We start from the raw sequence: 15,678 nt of genomic DNA, 5'->3' as shown, positions 1-15,678 counted from the left end.
GTAGCGGGCGGCCCGATGGTAGGGCGCCTCGCCCCAGATCGGCTAGCGGTCGGCGACGTCCGCGGTGTGGATCGCCCCGTCGCCCTGCTTCACGCCCAGCGCGTACAACAGGCCGATGAACCAGCCCTTGGTCACATGCAGCAGCAGCAGGGTGACGATCGCCAGCGGGATCAGCGTCGCCGGCAGCACGATGGCGGGCGAGGCCTCCCAGATCACCGGGAAGATCAGCAGCGGCGCGACTACCAGGTGGCCGACGATCAGGATCGTGAAATAGGCCGGGCCGTCGTCGGCCGGGTATTTGGCCAGGTTCAGTCCGCAGTGCTCGCAGGTCGGCTGCACCTTCAGATAGCGGCTGAACAGCTTGCCTTCACCGCAGGCCGGGCAGCGGCCCTTCAGGCCGCGGAGCATCGATTGCACGAACATGGACACGCTACCTGGGTGACGTCGCGCCCGGATATGCGCCTTGACGGACGTCAATGAAAGGGGCCGCGCGGCCGCATCTGCAGGAACATCGTCGCGTCGGCGGCTTTAAATCTGCAGGCGGACGACCGATCTTCGGTCCTTCCCCGGTGCAAGGGAGCGCCCGATGAGCGACCAACCTCACACGCCTGCCGAGAAGGATCCGCACGGCCACGTCGGGCCTGCGACCCCGGCCGAGGACGTTTCGCGCAGCGCCGATCCGGCGGTGGTGCCGCCGAAGGACAAGGCCCGTATCGCCGAGGAGGCGTCCCGCGAAGAGGACGCCTGACGCGCCTAGCGCTTCATGTCGTCGGCGGCGCCGGCGACGGCCGCGCCGGCGGCCTGGGCGTCACGGCCGAGGCCGGCCACGGTGTTGCAGGCCGAGGTCATGAGCGCGGCGGCGACGGCGGCCAGGACGATGATCTTGCGCATGGGTGGTCCCCCGAGTGGTTTGGCCGCCTGATGCTCAAGCTTCCTGGCGCTTTTTAGGCCGGCCTCGTCCCCCGGATCAACGGCCGATAAGGTGGGGCATGGGCAATCTCGGCGCCTGGGTCCTGGCCGTCCACCTGGCGGTCATCGCCTTCAACCTGTTCGGTCTGGCGGCGATTCCGCTGGGGGCCTGGCGCGGCTGGGCGTTCGTGCGCGTGCGCTGGTGGCGGGCGCTGCACCTGGCCTCGCTGGCCGTGGTGGCGCTGCAGGCGCTGGCCGGTCGGGCCTGCTTCCTGACGATCTGGCAGGACGAGATGTCGGGCGCGGCGAGCGAGCAGCCGCTGATCATGCGGGTCGTCAACGGCCTGATCTACTGGCCGCTGCCGATGTGGGTGTTCACCGCGGCCTACGCCGCGGTGTTCGTCTACGTGCTGGCGCTGTGGAAGCTGGTTCCGCCTGTCGCTAGTCGGCGTCCATCTTCAGGGCGGCGATGAAGGCTTCCTGCGGGATCTCGACCTTGCCGAACTGGCGCATGCGCTTCTTGCCGGCCTTCTGCTTGTCCAGCAGCTTGCGCTTGCGGCTCATGTCGCCGCCATAGCACTTGGCGGTCACGTCCTTGCGCAGGGCGCGGATGGTCTCGCGGGCCACGATCCGGCCGCCGATCGCCGCCTGCAGCGGGATCTGGAACTGGTGCGGGCTGATCAGGTCCTTCATCTTTTCGACCATGCCGCGGCCGCGGGTCTCGGCGCGGTCGCGGTGGACCAGCATCGACAGCGCGTCCACCGGCTCGGAATTGACCAGGATCGACATCTTCACCAGGTCGCCGACCCGATAGCCTTCGATCGTGTAGTCGAACGACGCATAGCCCTTCGAGACGCTCTTCAGGCGGTCGTAGAAGTCGAACACCACCTCGTTCAGCGGCAGGTCGTAGACGACCAGCGCACGCGACCCGACGTAGCTCAGCTCGCGCTGCTCGCCGCGGCGGTCCTGGCAGAGCTTGATGACCGAACCCAGGTACTCGTCCGGGGTCAGGATCGTCGCCTTGATCCACGGCTCGCTGATCGAATCGATCTTCACCGGGTCGGGCATGTCGGCCGGGTTGTGCAGCTCGATCTCGCTGCCGTCGGTCATGTGGATCTTGTAGACCACGCTGGGCGCGGTCGCGATCAGGTCCAGGTCGAACTCGCGGCTCAGCCGCTCCTGGATGATCTCCAGGTGCAACAGGCCCAGGAACCCGCAGCGGAAGCCGAAGCCGAGCGCGGCGCTGGTCTCCATCTCGTAGGTGAAGCTGGCGTCGTTCAGGCGCAGACGGCCGATGGCCGCGCGCAGGTCCTCGAAGTCGGCCGCGTCCACCGGGAACAGGCCGCAGAACACCACCGACTGCGCGACCCGGAAGCCGGCCAGGGCGGTCTCGGTCTGGCGCTTTTCCTCGGTGATGGTGTCGCCGACGGCGGCGTCGGCCACCTGCTTGATCTGGGCGGTGATGTAGCCGATCTCGCCGGGGCCGAGCTCGGCGACCTCGGTCTGCTTGGGCCGGAACACGCCGATCTTGTCCACCTGGTGGGTGGCGCCGGCGTTCATCATCCGCACCTTCATGCCGGCCTTCAGCACGCCGTCGATGACGCGCACCAGCACCACGACGCCGAGATAGGGGTCGTACCAGGCGTCGACCAGCAGCGCCTTCAGCGGCGCCTCGCGGTCGCCCTGGGGCGCGGGCAGGCGGGCGACCACGGCTTCCAGCACCTCGGCGATGCCTTCGCCGGTCTTGGCCGAGCAGAGCACCGCGTCGGAGGCGTCGATGCCGATGACGTCCTCGATCTGCTGGCGCACCCGGTCGGGCTCGGAGGCCGGCAGGTCGATCTTGTTGAGGACCGGCACGATCTCGTGGTTGTTGTCGATCGCCTGGTAGACGTTGGCCAGGGTCTGGGCCTCGACGCCCTGCGAGGAGTCGACGACGAGGATCGAGCCCTCGCACGCGGCCAGCGAGCGGCTGACCTCATAGGCGAAGTCGACGTGGCCGGGAGTGTCCATCAGGTTGAGGACATAGGTCTCCCCGTCCTGGGCCTTGTACTCCAGGCGCACGGTCTGAGCCTTGATGGTGATCCCGCGCTCGCGCTCGATCTCCATGTTGTCCAGGACCTGCTCGGTCATCTCGCGCTTGGTCAGCGCGCCGGTCTCCTGGATGAGCCGGTCGGACAGGGTCGACTTCCCGTGGTCGATGTGAGCCACGATGGAGAAGTTGCGGATGCGGGAGAGGGGCGTCGTCATTGCGCCCGCCCTCTACCACATTCGGAGCGGTTCGCGAGTAGGCCGTCTTCGACGCGCCCTCATGGTTAATCGCCCGTTAAGCCTGACCGCCGCATTCATGCCCCCTGGGGATGTGAGGCTCGTTCAAGCTTCAAGGGAATTTCATGGACCGCCGCACGCTGATCGTTTCGGGACTGGCCACGCTTGGAACCGCGGGCTGCGCGACCGCCCAGCCGGGCGGGCCGGGCGAACTGCCGCCGCCGAGCCCGAGCGCCACGGCCAATCCGAGCTATTCGACCGGCCAGGCCGAGACCTACAGCCGCGATGAGCTGGTCAACAACGTCTCCGACTTCCTGGGCGTGACCGCCGAAGCCGCCGGCGGCGCGGTCGAGCGCGTCTTCCAGGACAACGGCCGGCCGACCGCCTACATCGCCGGCGAGGAAGCCGCCGGCGCCTTCGTGGGCGGCGCGCGCTACGGCCGCGGCCTGCTCTACATGAAGAACCGCGAGCCGATCGAAGTGTTCTGGCAGGGCCCGTCGGTGGGCTGGGACTTCGGCGGCAACGCCAGCCGGGTCTTCACCCTCTGCTACAATCTCCAGTACCCGGAAGTGATTTTCCAGCGGTTCCCGGGCGTCGAGGGCGCGGCCTATCTCGTCGCCGGCCTGGGCGTGAACTACCTGCGCTCGGACGACATTATCCTCGCCCCGATCCGCACCGGCGTCGGCGTCCGCCTCGGCGCGAATGTCGGCTATCTTGGATTCAGCAGGACTCGGCGCACCCTGCCGTTCTGAGGAATCCGGGGGGCGGCGCAATGCGGCCGGTCAGCGACACCAAGTGGGTCCATTGCATGACCCCGGCCGGCGACAAGCTGGTCTTCGCCGCGCGGCCTGAACTTCGCGATCGCCACAAGTCGGTGGTGGTGCTGATTCACGACGTGCTCAGCACCCCTGGCGCCATGGCCCCCTGGTTCGCTCGCCTGGAGCCCGAAGCCGAGGTCATGCTCGCCTGCCTGCCGGGCCACGGCGTCGCCCCGCCGCTGTCCTCGCCCGGCTGGGACGAGCTGGTCGCCGGCCTGCACCAGAGCCTGCGCACGGTAGTGCCTGGCCGGCGGGTGCTGGTGGCTGGACTGGGCCTAGGCGGCGTGCTGGCCCTGGCGCTCGGGGCGCACGGCTACGCCGCGGTCGCCTTCGATCCCTTCTTCGCCACCGCTGGCCGCTGGCCGCTGGAAATCGCGCTCGAGCGCGCCGCCGACCGCGGCGAGCTGCCGGTCCCTGACTTCATGTTCGAGACGCTCGGCTGGCGCGATGGGGCGATCGTCCAGAACCGCAGCTATGGCGGCCTGCTCGACCGCCTGAAGGCGCCCGCGTTGGTGGTGTGCGGCGACATGCCTCTCGCCCCGCCGCGGGACCTGGCCATGGCCCCCTCGCTGATGGACGAGGCCGACCACGCCCTGGTCGCCGCCTACCCGGACTTGCGGGTTAAGATCGCGCCGGGCTGCGGCCACGACGTCCTCGGCCAGGCGACCGACCTCTGCCGCGACATCATCCTCGACGAGCTGGCCCGCGCCTGACGCTCAGCGCCTCAGTGCTTGTCGACCTTGGCCGCTAGCCAGTCCATCAGCGCCAGCAGCACGCCGGAGAACACGAAGGTCACGTGGATGACCACCAGCCACATCAGGCTGCGGTCCGACAGTTCCTTGCCTTCCGACAGCTCCATGAACGCCTTCAGCAGCGCGATGGCCGAGATCGCCACGATCGAGGCGATCAGCTTCATCTTCAGGCCGGAGAAGTCGACCGTGCCCATCCAGCCGGGCCGATCCTCGTCGTCGTCGGTGTCGATCTTGGAGACGAAGTTTTCGTAGCCCGAGAAGATCACGATCAGCAGCAGGTTGCCGGCCAGCGACAGGTCGATGAGCTTCAGCACCATCATGATCGCCTGGTTGGGCGTCATGGTCATCAGGCCCGACAGCTCGTGGACCGCCTCGTTGAAGAACACCACAAGCAGGGCGGCCAGCGCCCCGACCAGCCCGACATAGAACGGCGCCATCAGCCAGCGCGAATGGAACAGCCCCGTCTCCAGCCAGCGTTCGGCGGCGGGCTTGGGCTTCTTGATGCGTGGCGCGTCGGTCATGCGGTCGGGGTCTCTCCTTGATGCCCAGGAAAGACCCCGCCGCGGACTCTCAGGTCAAGCGCGGAGCTTGGCGCTCACGGCCTTTTCAGCGGCGGCGACCACCTTGGCCGACAGCGCCTCGATCTCGGCGTCGGTCAGGGTCTTCTCGCGCGGCTGCAGCAGGATCTCCACCGCCACCGACTTCGACCCCTCGGCCACGCCCTGGCCGCGATAGACGTCGAACACGCGGGCCTGAGTGATCAGCGCCTTGTCGGCCCCGGCCACGGCCTTGATCAGGTCGCCGGCGGCCACGGCCTCGTCGACGACGAAGGCGAAGTCGCGCGACAGCGGCATCAGCGCCGACAGCTCCAGCGCCGGCTTGGTCTTGGTCGATTTCTTCTTCGGCTCCGGCACGTTGTCGAGGATCAGCTCGAAGCCGAGCACCGGGCCCTCGACGTCCAGCGCCTTGAGAATGCGCGGATGGATCTCGCCGAACTCGACCAGCGCGTTCTTGCCCAGCCGCAGCGCCGCCGAGCGGCCCGGATGCCACCAGTCGGACAGGCCGCCCTGGACGGTCTGCAGCGAGCTGGTCGGCGCGCCGAGGTCCTCCAGCAGCGACAGCACGTCGGCCTTCAGTTCGAACAGGGCGTCGGCCGCCCCGCCGTCCCAGCGCCGGGGCGCGTGCGGCGCGACGACGGCGCTGATCGCGGTCAGCTGGTCGGCCGGCTGGTCGCCACGATAGAGCGGGCCGATCTCGAACAGCGCCACGTCGGGGAAGCCGCGCCGCGCGTTGCGGCCGGCCGCCTCGATGAGGTTCGGCAGGATCGACGGGCGCATGCAGTCGAGGTCCGAGGCGATCGGGTTGGTGATCACCAGCTCCGGCTGGCCGCCGCCGAACAGGGCCGCGGTCTCGCGCTTGGTGAAGCTCCAGGTGATGCTCTCGGCGTAGCCCTTGGCGGCCATCGCCCGGCGTCCGGTGCGCACGCGGGCCTGGCGCGCGGTCAGCACGCCGCCGGCCGGCCGCGCCATCTCGGGCAGGGCCGAGGCGGGCAGGGCGTCGTAGCCCTCGATGCGGGCCACTTCCTCGACCAGGTCGGCCTTGCCCTCGACGTCGCGGCGCCAGGTCGGCGGCTGCACCTTATCGCCGTCCACGACGAAGCCGAGGTCGGTCAGGATCTGGTCGATGCGCACGGCCGGCAGGTCCAGGCCCGACAGCTGCTTCACATAGGCCCGGTCGAAGACGAGGGCCTCCGGCGCGGCCGGTGCCTTGCCGACCACGGTGACTTCCGACGGCTCGCCGCCGCAGAGCTCCAGGATCAGCTTGGTGGCCAGCTCCAGGCCCGGGACCTGGCTGGCCGGGTCCACGGTGCGGGCGAAGCGGTACTGCGCGTCCGAGGTGATCCCCGTCGTGCGGCCGGTCTGGGCGATTCGGATCGGGTCGAACCAGGCGCTTTCCACGAACACGTCGACGGTCTCGTCCGAGCAGCCGGTCGACAGGCCGCCCATCACCCCGCCCAGGCCGATCACGCCGGAGCCGTCGGCGATGACGGTGATCTCGGGGCTGACCGCATAGGTCTTGCCGTCCAGCGCCTCGACGCTCTCGCCGTCCTTGCCGGCGCGGGCCTCGATGAAGCCGCCGGAAAGCTTGCTGACGTCATAGACGTGCAGCGGCCGGGCGCGGTCGTAGGAGATCAGGTTGGTGACGTCGACCAGGGCGTTGATGGGGCGCAGGCCGATCGAGGTCAGCTTCTGCTGCAGCCAGGCCGGCGAGGGGCCGTTCTTGACGCCGCGGATCAGCCGGCCGGTGAACTGGCGGCAGCCGTCCGAACCGTCCAGGCGGATCTCGATCGGATTGGCGAACTGGCCGGCGACCGGCGCGACCGAGACGTCCTTCAGCTTGCCCAGGCCCGCGGCGGCCAAATCGCGCGCGATGCCGACCACGCCCAGCCAGTCGGGGCGGTTGGGGGTCACCTCGAAGTCGATCACCGCTTCCAGGCCCAGAGCCTGCGCCACCGGGGTGCCGACGGCCAGGCTGTCGGGCAGCTCCATGATGCCGTCCGACTCCGCGGCGGTCTCCAGCTCGGAGGCCGAGCAGAGCATGCCGTGCGAGACCACGCCGCGGACCGGCTTCTCGACCAGGGTGACGCCGAGGCCCGGCACATAGGCGCCGATCGGGGCGTAGACGACGGTGATCCCCGCCCGCGCGTTCGGCGCGCCGCAGACGATCTCCTTGCGGCCGTCGCGGGTGTCGACCTGGCAGACGCGCAGGCGGTCGGCGTTCGGGTGCTGCACGGCCTCGACGATCTTGGCGACCGAGAACGCCGCCAGCTTGGCGGCGGGATCGTCGACATGCTCGACCTCCAGCCCGGCCATGGTCATGGCGTCGACGACCTGTTGCGTGGTCGCGTCGGTTTCGAGGTGGTCTTTCAACCAGGAGAGCGTGAACTTCATTGATCGGCTCCTTCGCCGATGATCTCGACCAGGCGGAAGCGTTCGCACCAGAGCATCATGTCGGGTGCGAAGGCGCCTTCGCGGGTGAAACAGTCTTCGTGGACGGCGGCCCAGTGTGCGTAGCTCAGGTCGCCTTCGCCCTCTTCGGCGGCGAAGTCGGCCGGCACCTCGTCGAAGCGCCGCTGGACCAGTTCGGTGGACTCGATGACGATGCGGGGCGCGCCCTCGCCGTCGAGCACCACATAGCGCGCGCCCAGGGCGCTGCCCTTCAGTCCCTGCGACGCCGGCCAGCAGGTCGCGGTCTTCTTGCCCTGGAGCACCAGGGCTAGAAGCTCGTCGGCCATCGCCGGGCTGTCGCCGAAAGCGAAGTGCTCCAGCGTGCTGTGGGCGCCAGCGGGCATCAGCTCAGGCCCGAGGCCTGGTTCGGCGCCGCGTAGGGGCTGAAGCCGTAGTGCTCCAGCCAGCGCACGTCGCTGGCGAACATGTCGCGCAGGTCGGGCATGCCGTACTTCAGCACCCCCAGCCGGTCGACGCCGCAGCCGAACGCGAAGCCCTGCCAGACGTCCGGATCCAGGCCGCAGTTGCGCAGCACGTTCGGGTGCACCATCCCGCAGCCGAGGATCTCCAGCCAGTCGGTGCCCTGGCCGATCTTCACCTCGCCGCCCGAGCGGTCGCACTGCACGTCCATCTCGGCGCTCGGCTCGGTGAACGGGAAGTGGTGCGGGCGGAAGCGGGTGACCACCTCGGGCGTCTCGAAGTAGCGCGACAGGAAGGTCTCCAGCGTCCACTTCAGGTGGCCCATGTGGATCGCCTTGTCGATCACCAGGCCTTCGATCTGGTGGAACATCGGCGTGTGGGTCTGGTCCGAGTCCTTGCGGAACGTCCGGCCCGGCACGATCACCCGGATCGGCGGCTCCTGGCCGTTGGCGATCCAGGACGGCAGCTTCTCGTTGACCGCATGCATCACCCGCACCTGCACCGGGCTGGTGTGGGTGCGCAGCACCTTGCGCTCGCCGTTGGCGTCCTCCGGCAGGAAGAAGGTGTCGTGCATCTCCCGCGCCGGATGCTTGGGCGGGAAGTTCAGCGCCGTGAAGTTGTTGAAGTCGGTCTCGATGTCCGGGCCCTCGGCGACCGAGAAGCCCATCTCGGCGAACACCGCGATCATCTCGTCCATGACCTGCATGGTCGGGTGGACGCTGCCCTTGCGGCGCGGCGGCGCCGGCAGGGTCAGGTCGACTTTCTCGGCCGCCAGCTTGGCGTCGAGTTCGGCCGCCTCCAGCACCTGCTTGCGCGCGGCGATGGCGGTCTGGACCCGGTCGCGCAGGCCGTTGATCTGCGGGCCGCGCTCGCGCCGCTCATCGGGGCTCATGCCCCCCAGCGACTTGAGCAGGTCGGAAATGGAGCCGGACTTGCCGAGGGCGGAGACGCGCACGGCCTCAAGGGCGGCGGCGTCGCCCGCGCCGTCGACGGCGGCGAGGATGTCAGCTTCGAGTTGGGCGGTCATGGGTTGACGTCTTTAGAGGGGGTTCGGCTGAAGCGAAATCCTTTCCTCCCCTGCGAAGCGGGGGAGGGGGACCGCGCGCCAGCGTGGTGGAGGGGGCGAGACCGGACGCTGAGCCTGCCGCCGCCCCCACCACCACCCTTCGGGCGGTCCCCCTCCCCCGTGAACGGGGGAGGAAAAATGGAGACAGCAAAAAGCCCTCCGGCGGTCCTCGCCGGAGGGCTTCTCGAATGCTCAGTGAGTCTGACGACTCAAACGGCCTCAAGCCAGCGCGGCGCGAACCTTGTCGGCGATGGCCTTGAACCCGGTGGGATCGTTACCCGCGATGTCCGAGAGGACCTTGCGGTCGATTTCGATCCCGGCCTTGTCCAGGCCGAAGATAAATTGCGAGTAGGTGAAGCCTTCCAGGCGAGCCGCAGCGTTGATGCGCTGGATCCACAGCGAACGGAAGTTGCGCTTGCGGACCTTGCGGTCGCGGTAGGCGTATTGACCGGCACGATCCACGGCCGCCTTGGCGGCGCGGATGGTGTTCTTGCGGCGCCCGTAGAAGCCCTTGGCTTGCTCGAGAACCTTCTTGTGCTTGGCGTGGGCGACGACGCCCCGTTTCACGCGAGCCATGTGTCAGTTCTCCTTAAAGGCCGTAGGGGAGCCAAAGCTTGACGATCTTGGTGTCAGCTTCGGTCATCACCTTGGTGCCGCGGTTCTGACGGATGTACTTCGCGTTGTGGCTGATCAGGCGGTGACGCTTGCCAGCGACGCCGGCCTTCAGCTTGCCGGTCGCGGTCAGTTTGAAGCGCTTTTTCACGCCCGACTTAGTCTTCAGTTTGGGCATTTCTCTGCGGAGCCTCGCGGCCCCGTCCTCTGGTGTATTGATGAACCGCCCTGGCATGCCTTTGGCCAGACGACTCCGAAGAGCGGGGCGTTTACGCGAAAGGGTGAGGGAAGGCAAGGCTTTGAGTCCGCCTGCGGCGACTCGCGCTCGCCTGGGATATAGTTCCCCGACCGGTCCGCTACGAGGTCCAGATGGCGTCCACGCCCGCTCCGCCAGCCGCTGCGCCCCGCCGTCGCCGCCGCATGCTCGGGGCCTTCGTCGCCCGGCCGCGGCTGCTGGCCGGCGTCGGCGCCGGCCTCGTGGTCTGGGCCGCCTGCCTGCTGATTCCCAACGAGCTCAGCATGGTGACCGCCGCGATCCTGGCCTGGGACGCCACCTGTCTGACCTTCATCGCCCTGGCGATCTCGATGATGTGGGGCGCCGACCCGGCCCGCATGCGCGCCGTGGCCGCCACCCAGGACCAGGGCCAGGGCGTGATCCTGGGGCTGGCGGTCGCCGCCGCCGCGGCCAGCATCTGGGTCATCGCCCGCGAGCTCTCGGCCGCCAAGGCCGATGAGGGCCTGGTCAAGGCGCTGCGCGTGGCCCTGGTGTTCGCCACCGTCGCCGCCTCCTGGTTCATGGTGCAGCTGATCTTCGCCCTGCACTACGCGCACGAGTACTACGCCCCCGACGACGACACCCCGCGCGACGCCGGCGGCCTGCTGTTCCCGGGCGGCGAACTGCCCGACTACTGGGACTTCGTGCACTTCTCGGTAGTCATCGGCGTCGCCTGCCAGACCGCCGACGTCTCCTTCACCTCCAAGGAGCTGCGTCGGATCGGCACCGTCCACGGCGTCGTCGCCTTCGTGTTCAACACCGTGGTGCTGGCCCTGACGATCAACCTGCTGGCTGGGCTGTTCTAGGGCGCGGGCGCCGCGTCCTCGGCGATCTGCCCCGCGGCGGCGGGATCGGTCAGGATCACGCCCACCGAGGCGGCGATGATCAGCCCGATCGCCGCCCACTGCGAAAGCGCCAGGTGCTCGCCCAGGATCAGCAGCCCGGCCACCGCGCCGGCCGCCGGCTCCAGGCTCAGCATCACCCCGAAACTGCGCTTGGGAATGCCGCGCAGGGCGACCATCTCCAGCGAGTAGGGGATGGCGCTCGAGACGATCGCCACCACCAGCCCCAGGGCCAGCAGCTTGGGGTCGAACAGCGCCGCACCGGCCTCGACCAGGCCGAACGGCACGACGATCAGCGCCGCGGTGCTCATGCCCAGCGCCACCGACTGCCCGGCCGGCAGGTGGCCGGTGCGCTTGCCCAGCACGATGTAGAGCGCCCAGAACACGGCCGCTGCCGCGGCGTAGGCGACCCCGACTGGATCCAGCGCATGGGCCGCGTCGCGCAGCGGGAGCAGCAGCAAGAGGCCCAGGGCCGCCAGCCCGATCCAGACGAAGTGGATCGGCCGGCGGGCGTGGATCAGCGCCAGGCTCAGCGGGCCGATGAACTCGATGGCGATGGCCAGTCCCAGCGGAATGGTGCGGATCGCCATGTAGAAGCTGAGGTTCATCAGCCCCAGCACCGTCCCGTAGAGGGCCAGCCGGCCCAGGTCGTCGCGGGTCAGCGGCTGGCGCCACGGCCGCCAGATCAGGCACAGCAGCAGCGCCGAGAACCCGACCCTATAGGCGGTCGCCCCCTGCGCCCCGACCAGCGGGAACAGCTGCTTGGCGAACGAGGTGCCTGCGCACAGCGATACGATCGCGCCGATCAGCGCCGCATAGGGGATCAGGGCGCGCGACGCGCCGGCCGGGGCAGGGACCTGGGACATGTCGGCGACCTACTAACGAAGCCGCCCGTCTTCGTCACGCCGGGCGCGGCATCCGTTTCAGGATCTGCAGCGCCATCACCACGGCCGGAATGATCAGGATCGCCGTCACCACGAAGGCCGCGCCGGGATCGACCAGCGAGAACAGCTGGCCGGCGAAGATCGGTCCGCCGATCCGTGCCAGCGCCATGTTCGACATGTTGAGCCCCAGGATCTCGCCCTGGCGTTCGGGCGGCGCGGCCTGCGAGATCAGCGCCGTCAGGCAGGGGAAGCAGATCGACTGCCCGAAGCAGACGAACGCGAACCCGACCATCGCCACCGGCCAGTTGGGCGACAGGAACTGGAAGAGCATGCCGATCCACATGGCGGCCAGGCCGGCGGTCAGCACCGTGGTCTCGCCGTGGCGGCGCACCAGCGCGCCGGTCACCACCGCCTGGCAGAACGCGCCCAGCACGCCGATGCCCATGAACGCGAAGCCGATCTCGCGCGGGCCCCAGCCGAACCGGTGTTCGGTCCACAGGCCGTAGGTCGCCTCGATCCCGGCGAAGCCGGAGATGACCACGAAGCTGATCAGCATCACCCGCAGGATGATCGGGTGGGCCAGCGAGGCGCGCAGCACTTCCATCCGGTTGGGCTGCGGGCCATGACGCCGCTCGGGCCGGCTCTCGCGCACGAAGGCCAGCACCGCCAGCGCCGACAGCAGGCCAAAGCCCGCGGCCGCGAACAGTGGGATCTGGAAGCCGATGGTCCCCAGTTCGGGATGCGCCAGCAGGCCGCCCAGGGCTGGACCGACCATGAAGCCCAGCGAGAAGGCCGAGCCCATCAGCCCCATCTTCGCCGCCCGCTCCTCGGGCCGGGTGATGTCGGCCAGCGCGCCCTGCAGCGTCGAGATGTTGCCCGACAGGAAGCCGCCGACGAACCGCGCCAGGAAGGCCAGCCAGATGTTCGGCGCGAAGGCCAGCGCAACATAGGCCAGCGCGCCGCCGGCGATGGTGACCATCAGCACCGGCCGGCGCCCGACGCGGTCGGACATCCGCCCCCAGAACGGCTCGCCCAGGAACTGCCCGAACGAGAACGCCGAGAACAGGATCGCGATCTGCCAGGCCGGCGCGTCCAGCGACTTGCCGAAGAACGGCAGCAGCGGGATCACCAGGCCAAAGCCCGCGATGTTGAGGAAGATCACAGACAGCAGGACGACCAGCGCCCGTGTCTCCTCCCCGCGCGAGACGGGGGGCGAGGTCATGGCTGTTCCGCCGCCTGGGCTTGCTGCGCCTCCAGGTGGGCCCGGGCCTTGCGGCTGGCCGACAGCGCCAGGAAGATCGCCGGCGCCACCACCAGGGCGCCGATGATGAAGGGCCCGTTGAGCACGTGCTCGAAGACGAAGCCCGCGGTGATCGGCCCGACCACCCGGGCCGCCGCCCCGCAGGCGTTGTTCAGCCCCAGGATCTGCCCCTGCTTGTGTGGATCGGCGGTGCGCGAGATCAGCGCCCCGACGTTGGGGTACGCCACCGACTGACCGACGGCGGTGAAGCACATCAGGGCGATGGTCATCGGGCCGCCCGTCGATACGGTCTGCAACAGCGCGCCGACCACGGTCATGCCCATGCCGATGGCCAGCATCGGTCCCTCGCCGAATCGTTCGGACATCTGGCCGGTGACCAGGGTCTGGGTCAGGAACGCCGCCATGCCGACGAAGGCGAAGCAGACGCCGATGTCGCGCGGCTCCCAGCCGAAGCGGGCGTTGGACCAGGGGCCGAACATCGACTCGATCCCGGTGAAGGCGAAGCCGACCAGGAAGGTCAGCAGCATCAGGCGGCCGATCACCGGATGGCTGACAGCCTCGCCGATCGCCGACCAGCGGCTGGGCCGATCGGTGATGCTGGTGTCGCGGATGCGGCTCTCGCGGATGAACAGCATGATCGCGATGACGCAGAGCAGGGCCAGGCCCGAGGCGATGAACAGCGGAATGCGGAAGCCGGCCGGACCCGCGCCGGTGTGCACGAACAGGCCGCCGACCGACGGACCGACGATCAGCCCGACGTTCCAGGCCGCGCTCTGGTACGACATCTGCCGCGCGCGCTTTTCGGGCGGGGTGACGTCGGCCAGGTAGCCTTGCACGACCGCGCCGTTGCCGGCCGCCAGGCCGCCGATCAGTCGGATCGCGAACGCCGCCCAGATGTTGGGGGCGAAGGCCAGGGCCAGGTAGCAGAGGCAGTTGCCGCAGATCGTCGAGATCAGCAGCGGCTTGCGGCCGTACTTGTCGGACAACCGGCCCCAGAAGGGTTCGCCGAAGAAGGCGCCGACCGAATAGGCCGCGAAGATCAGGCCGATCTGCCAGCCCGGCGCGTTGAACGACTTGGCGTAGAACGGCAGCAACGGGACGATGATCCCGAAGCCGAGCATATTGATAAAAATGACGGCGATCAGGGACGGCGCGGCCCAGCGGGACGGAACCTTCCCGCGCGGCGCGGTGTCGGACATGTGAGCGCTGTTAAGACGACCTGCGTTACGCCGCAAGCCCGAGTTCTGCGCTTGGTTGTTCGGACGCAGGGGTGCGGCTTCGAGGCCTCAGTATGGCGCGCGAGGTCCTCGCCGGCCGCCGCGCACGAACCCCTCCGGCCCCGCTGCCGCGACGGCACGATCCCACCCTGCGAAACCCCGATGCCGGCCGGTTCGTGCCGACGGTTCGGCCGCGGGCGCGGCGCGGGGGGCGGCCGACGAATCGTCGGGGCTTGTGGTCTGCGCCGGCATTTTCTATTGCTGCTCTTGCATCAAGAGTTGGGCGTCGCCCAACGCCAACCTGCTTTCCCGAGCAAGGTGGCGCTCCCCCAGGGGAGGATGTGGCCGAGGCGGCAACCAACCGGGTGATCCCAGCTCCGTCCCAGCCGAATTGAACGTTTCCGAGGGCCGAGCCTTGCCGATCAAGATTCCCGACGCCTTGCCTGCGCGCGCCACCCTCGAGGCCGAGGGCGTCATCGTCATGGCCGAGACCCAGGCCGCCCGCCAGGACATCCGGCCGCTGCGCATCGGGCTGCTGAACCTCATGCCCGACAAGCCGAAGACCGAGATCCAGTTCGCCCGGCTGCTGGGCGCCACGCCGCTGCAGGTCGAACTCTCGCTGGTCCAGCTGGCCAGCTACACGCCGCGCAACACGCCGCCGGAGCACCTGGCCGCCTTCTACCGGACCTGGGACGAGGTCCGGCACGAGCGCTTCGACGGCTTCATCGTCACCGGCGCGCCGGTCGAGACGCTGCCCTTCGAGCAGGTCGACTACTGGGACGAGCTGCGGCGGATCTTTGACTGGACCGAGAGCCACGTGCACAGCAGCCTGAACATCTGCTGGGCGGCCCAGGCCGCGCTGCATCACTTCCACGGCGTCGGCAAGCACGTGCTGCCGGCCAAGCGCTCGGGCGTCTTCACCCACCGGCTGGTCGCGCCGGCGTCTCCCTATCTGCGCGGCATGTCCGACGAGGTCGACGTGCCGGTCTCGCGCTGGACCGAGGTGCGGCGCGAAGAACTGCCCCAGCACGCCGGGCTCAAGGTGCTGCTGGACTCCGACGAGTCCGGCCTCTGTCTCGTCGAGGACACGGTCCGGCGCGGGCTGCAGATGTTCAACCACCTGGAATACGACGCCGCCACGCTCGCCGACGAGTTCGCGCGCGACAGCGTCAAGGACCCCGCCACTCCGCAGCCCCGGCATTACTTCCCGGGCGGCGACCCCGGCCGCGCGCCGAACAACCGCTGGCGCAGCCACGCCCACCTGCTGTTCGCCAACTGGATCAACGAGATCTACCGCACGACGCCGTACGACCTGCAGAACATCGGCACGGAAGTGTACGCCTGACGCTG

Annotated in this window: 18 protein-coding genes and 1 riboswitch; of the genes, 6 read left to right on the top strand and 12 right to left on the bottom strand. The window is 69.1% G+C overall.

Annotated elements, in window-relative coordinates:
- Window positions 1-42 precede the first annotated feature (42 nt).
- Entirely contained in the window at window positions 43-423 is a 381-nt protein-coding gene (locus ACSQ2H_RS18775; protein WP_436062895.1) for a DUF983 domain-containing protein, read from the bottom strand.
- Between the two features lie 163 nt (window positions 424-586).
- Between ACSQ2H_RS18775 and ACSQ2H_RS18770 the strand changes: the two genes are divergently transcribed.
- Window positions 587-748: a hypothetical protein gene (locus tag ACSQ2H_RS18770; protein WP_436062894.1), complete on the top strand. Its 162-nt coding sequence runs from the start codon at window positions 587-589 to the stop codon at window positions 746-748.
- Between the two features lie 5 nt (window positions 749-753).
- Here ACSQ2H_RS18770 and ACSQ2H_RS18765 read toward each other — a convergent pair whose 3' ends face one another.
- A complete protein-coding gene (locus ACSQ2H_RS18765; RefSeq protein ID WP_436062893.1) occupies window positions 754-891 on the bottom strand; it encodes an entericidin A/B family lipoprotein in 138 nt (45 codons plus the stop codon).
- Window positions 892-989: 98 nt separating this feature from the next.
- On the opposite strand from ACSQ2H_RS18765, the gene ACSQ2H_RS18760 reads away from it, so the two are divergent.
- The gene (locus ACSQ2H_RS18760; RefSeq protein ID WP_436062892.1) at window positions 990-1,382 is read left to right on the top strand and encodes a DUF2784 domain-containing protein; all 393 of its coding nucleotides are present in this window, start codon (window positions 990-992) and stop codon (window positions 1,380-1,382) included.
- On the opposite strand, the gene lepA is transcribed toward ACSQ2H_RS18760, so the two are convergent.
- Entirely contained in the window at window positions 1,351-3,156 is a 1,806-nt protein-coding gene (gene lepA / locus ACSQ2H_RS18755) for a translation elongation factor 4 (RefSeq protein ID WP_436062891.1), read from the bottom strand. The two genes, ACSQ2H_RS18760 and lepA, sit on opposite strands and share 32 nt — an antisense overlap.
- A 143-nt stretch (window positions 3,157-3,299) precedes the next feature.
- Between lepA and ACSQ2H_RS18750 the strand changes: the two genes are divergently transcribed.
- Together ACSQ2H_RS18750 and ACSQ2H_RS18745 are read left to right on the top strand one after the other, a co-directional pair.
- On the top strand, window positions 3,300-3,926 hold the full coding sequence (locus ACSQ2H_RS18750) for a DUF1134 domain-containing protein (RefSeq protein ID WP_436062890.1): 627 nt from the start codon (window positions 3,300-3,302) through the stop codon (window positions 3,924-3,926).
- Between the two features lie 20 nt (window positions 3,927-3,946).
- On the top strand, window positions 3,947-4,705 hold the full coding sequence (locus ACSQ2H_RS18745; protein ID WP_436062889.1) for an alpha/beta fold hydrolase: 759 nt from the start codon (window positions 3,947-3,949) through the stop codon (window positions 4,703-4,705).
- Between the two features lie 11 nt (window positions 4,706-4,716).
- Here ACSQ2H_RS18745 and ACSQ2H_RS18740 read toward each other — a convergent pair whose 3' ends face one another.
- The 6 genes from ACSQ2H_RS18740 to rpmI form a co-directional block, all read right to left on the bottom strand.
- Window positions 4,717-5,265 (bottom strand): TIGR00645 family protein, encoded by a 549-nt coding sequence (locus ACSQ2H_RS18740; RefSeq protein WP_436062888.1) that lies wholly within the window; start codon window positions 5,263-5,265, stop codon window positions 4,717-4,719.
- 54 nt (window positions 5,266-5,319) lie between these two features.
- The gene (gene pheT / locus ACSQ2H_RS18735; RefSeq protein ID WP_436062887.1) at window positions 5,320-7,695 is read right to left on the bottom strand and encodes a phenylalanine--tRNA ligase subunit beta; all 2,376 of its coding nucleotides are present in this window, start codon (window positions 7,693-7,695) and stop codon (window positions 5,320-5,322) included.
- On the bottom strand, window positions 7,692-8,096 hold the full coding sequence (locus ACSQ2H_RS18730; RefSeq protein ID WP_436062886.1) for an ASCH domain-containing protein: 405 nt from the start codon (window positions 8,094-8,096) through the stop codon (window positions 7,692-7,694). Before ACSQ2H_RS18730 ends, pheT begins: the two co-directional genes overlap by 4 nt.
- Entirely contained in the window at window positions 8,096-9,199 is a 1,104-nt protein-coding gene (gene pheS, locus ACSQ2H_RS18725) for a phenylalanine--tRNA ligase subunit alpha (protein WP_436062885.1), read from the bottom strand. Before pheS ends, ACSQ2H_RS18730 begins: the two co-directional genes overlap by 1 nt.
- Window positions 9,200-9,457: 258 nt before the next feature.
- Complete coding sequence (gene rplT, locus ACSQ2H_RS18720; protein ID WP_056017012.1) at window positions 9,458-9,814, bottom strand: 50S ribosomal protein L20; 357 nt, start codon at window positions 9,812-9,814, stop codon at window positions 9,458-9,460.
- A gap of 13 nt (window positions 9,815-9,827) precedes the next feature.
- Entirely contained in the window at window positions 9,828-10,028 is a 201-nt protein-coding gene (gene rpmI, locus ACSQ2H_RS18715) for a 50S ribosomal protein L35 (protein ID WP_183771800.1), read from the bottom strand.
- Window positions 10,029-10,219: 191 nt separating this feature from the next.
- Between rpmI and ACSQ2H_RS18710 the strand changes: the two genes are divergently transcribed.
- Window positions 10,220-10,930, top strand: a complete 711-nt coding sequence (locus ACSQ2H_RS18710; protein ID WP_436062884.1) for a DUF1345 domain-containing protein — start codon at window positions 10,220-10,222, stop codon at window positions 10,928-10,930.
- Here the strand turns inward: ACSQ2H_RS18710 and ACSQ2H_RS18705 are convergent.
- From ACSQ2H_RS18705 to ACSQ2H_RS18695, 3 genes are read right to left on the bottom strand one after another with little or no spacing between them, the layout of a single operon-like run.
- Complete coding sequence (locus tag ACSQ2H_RS18705; protein ID WP_436062883.1) at window positions 10,927-11,832, bottom strand: EamA family transporter; 906 nt, start codon at window positions 11,830-11,832, stop codon at window positions 10,927-10,929. The two genes, ACSQ2H_RS18710 and ACSQ2H_RS18705, sit on opposite strands and share 4 nt — an antisense overlap.
- Before the next feature lie 34 nt (window positions 11,833-11,866).
- Entirely contained in the window at window positions 11,867-13,072 is a 1,206-nt protein-coding gene (locus ACSQ2H_RS18700) for an MFS transporter (protein ID WP_436062882.1), read from the bottom strand.
- Complete coding sequence (locus ACSQ2H_RS18695) at window positions 13,069-14,310, bottom strand: MFS transporter (protein WP_436062881.1); 1,242 nt, start codon at window positions 14,308-14,310, stop codon at window positions 13,069-13,071. The genes ACSQ2H_RS18700 and ACSQ2H_RS18695 overlap by 4 nt, the downstream gene beginning before the upstream one ends.
- Before the next feature lie 282 nt (window positions 14,311-14,592).
- Window positions 14,593-14,699: riboswitch (SAM-I-IV-variant riboswitch) on the top strand.
- A gap of 44 nt (window positions 14,700-14,743) precedes the next feature.
- On the opposite strand from ACSQ2H_RS18695, the gene ACSQ2H_RS18690 reads away from it, so the two are divergent.
- Window positions 14,744-15,673 carry a homoserine O-succinyltransferase gene (locus tag ACSQ2H_RS18690; protein WP_436062880.1) on the top strand — a complete coding sequence of 310 codons (930 nt, stop codon included), beginning with the start codon at window positions 14,744-14,746 and terminating at the stop codon, window positions 15,671-15,673.
- The last annotated feature ends 5 nt before the right edge of the window (window positions 15,674-15,678 follow it).

It is taken from the genome of Phenylobacterium sp. LjRoot97, from assembly GCF_964254345.1.
In the GTDB taxonomy this organism is placed as follows: domain Bacteria; phylum Pseudomonadota; class Alphaproteobacteria; order Caulobacterales; family Caulobacteraceae; genus Phenylobacterium.
Note: the sequence above shows the minus strand (reverse complement) of the source record. Positions and strands in the feature narration are given on the sequence as shown.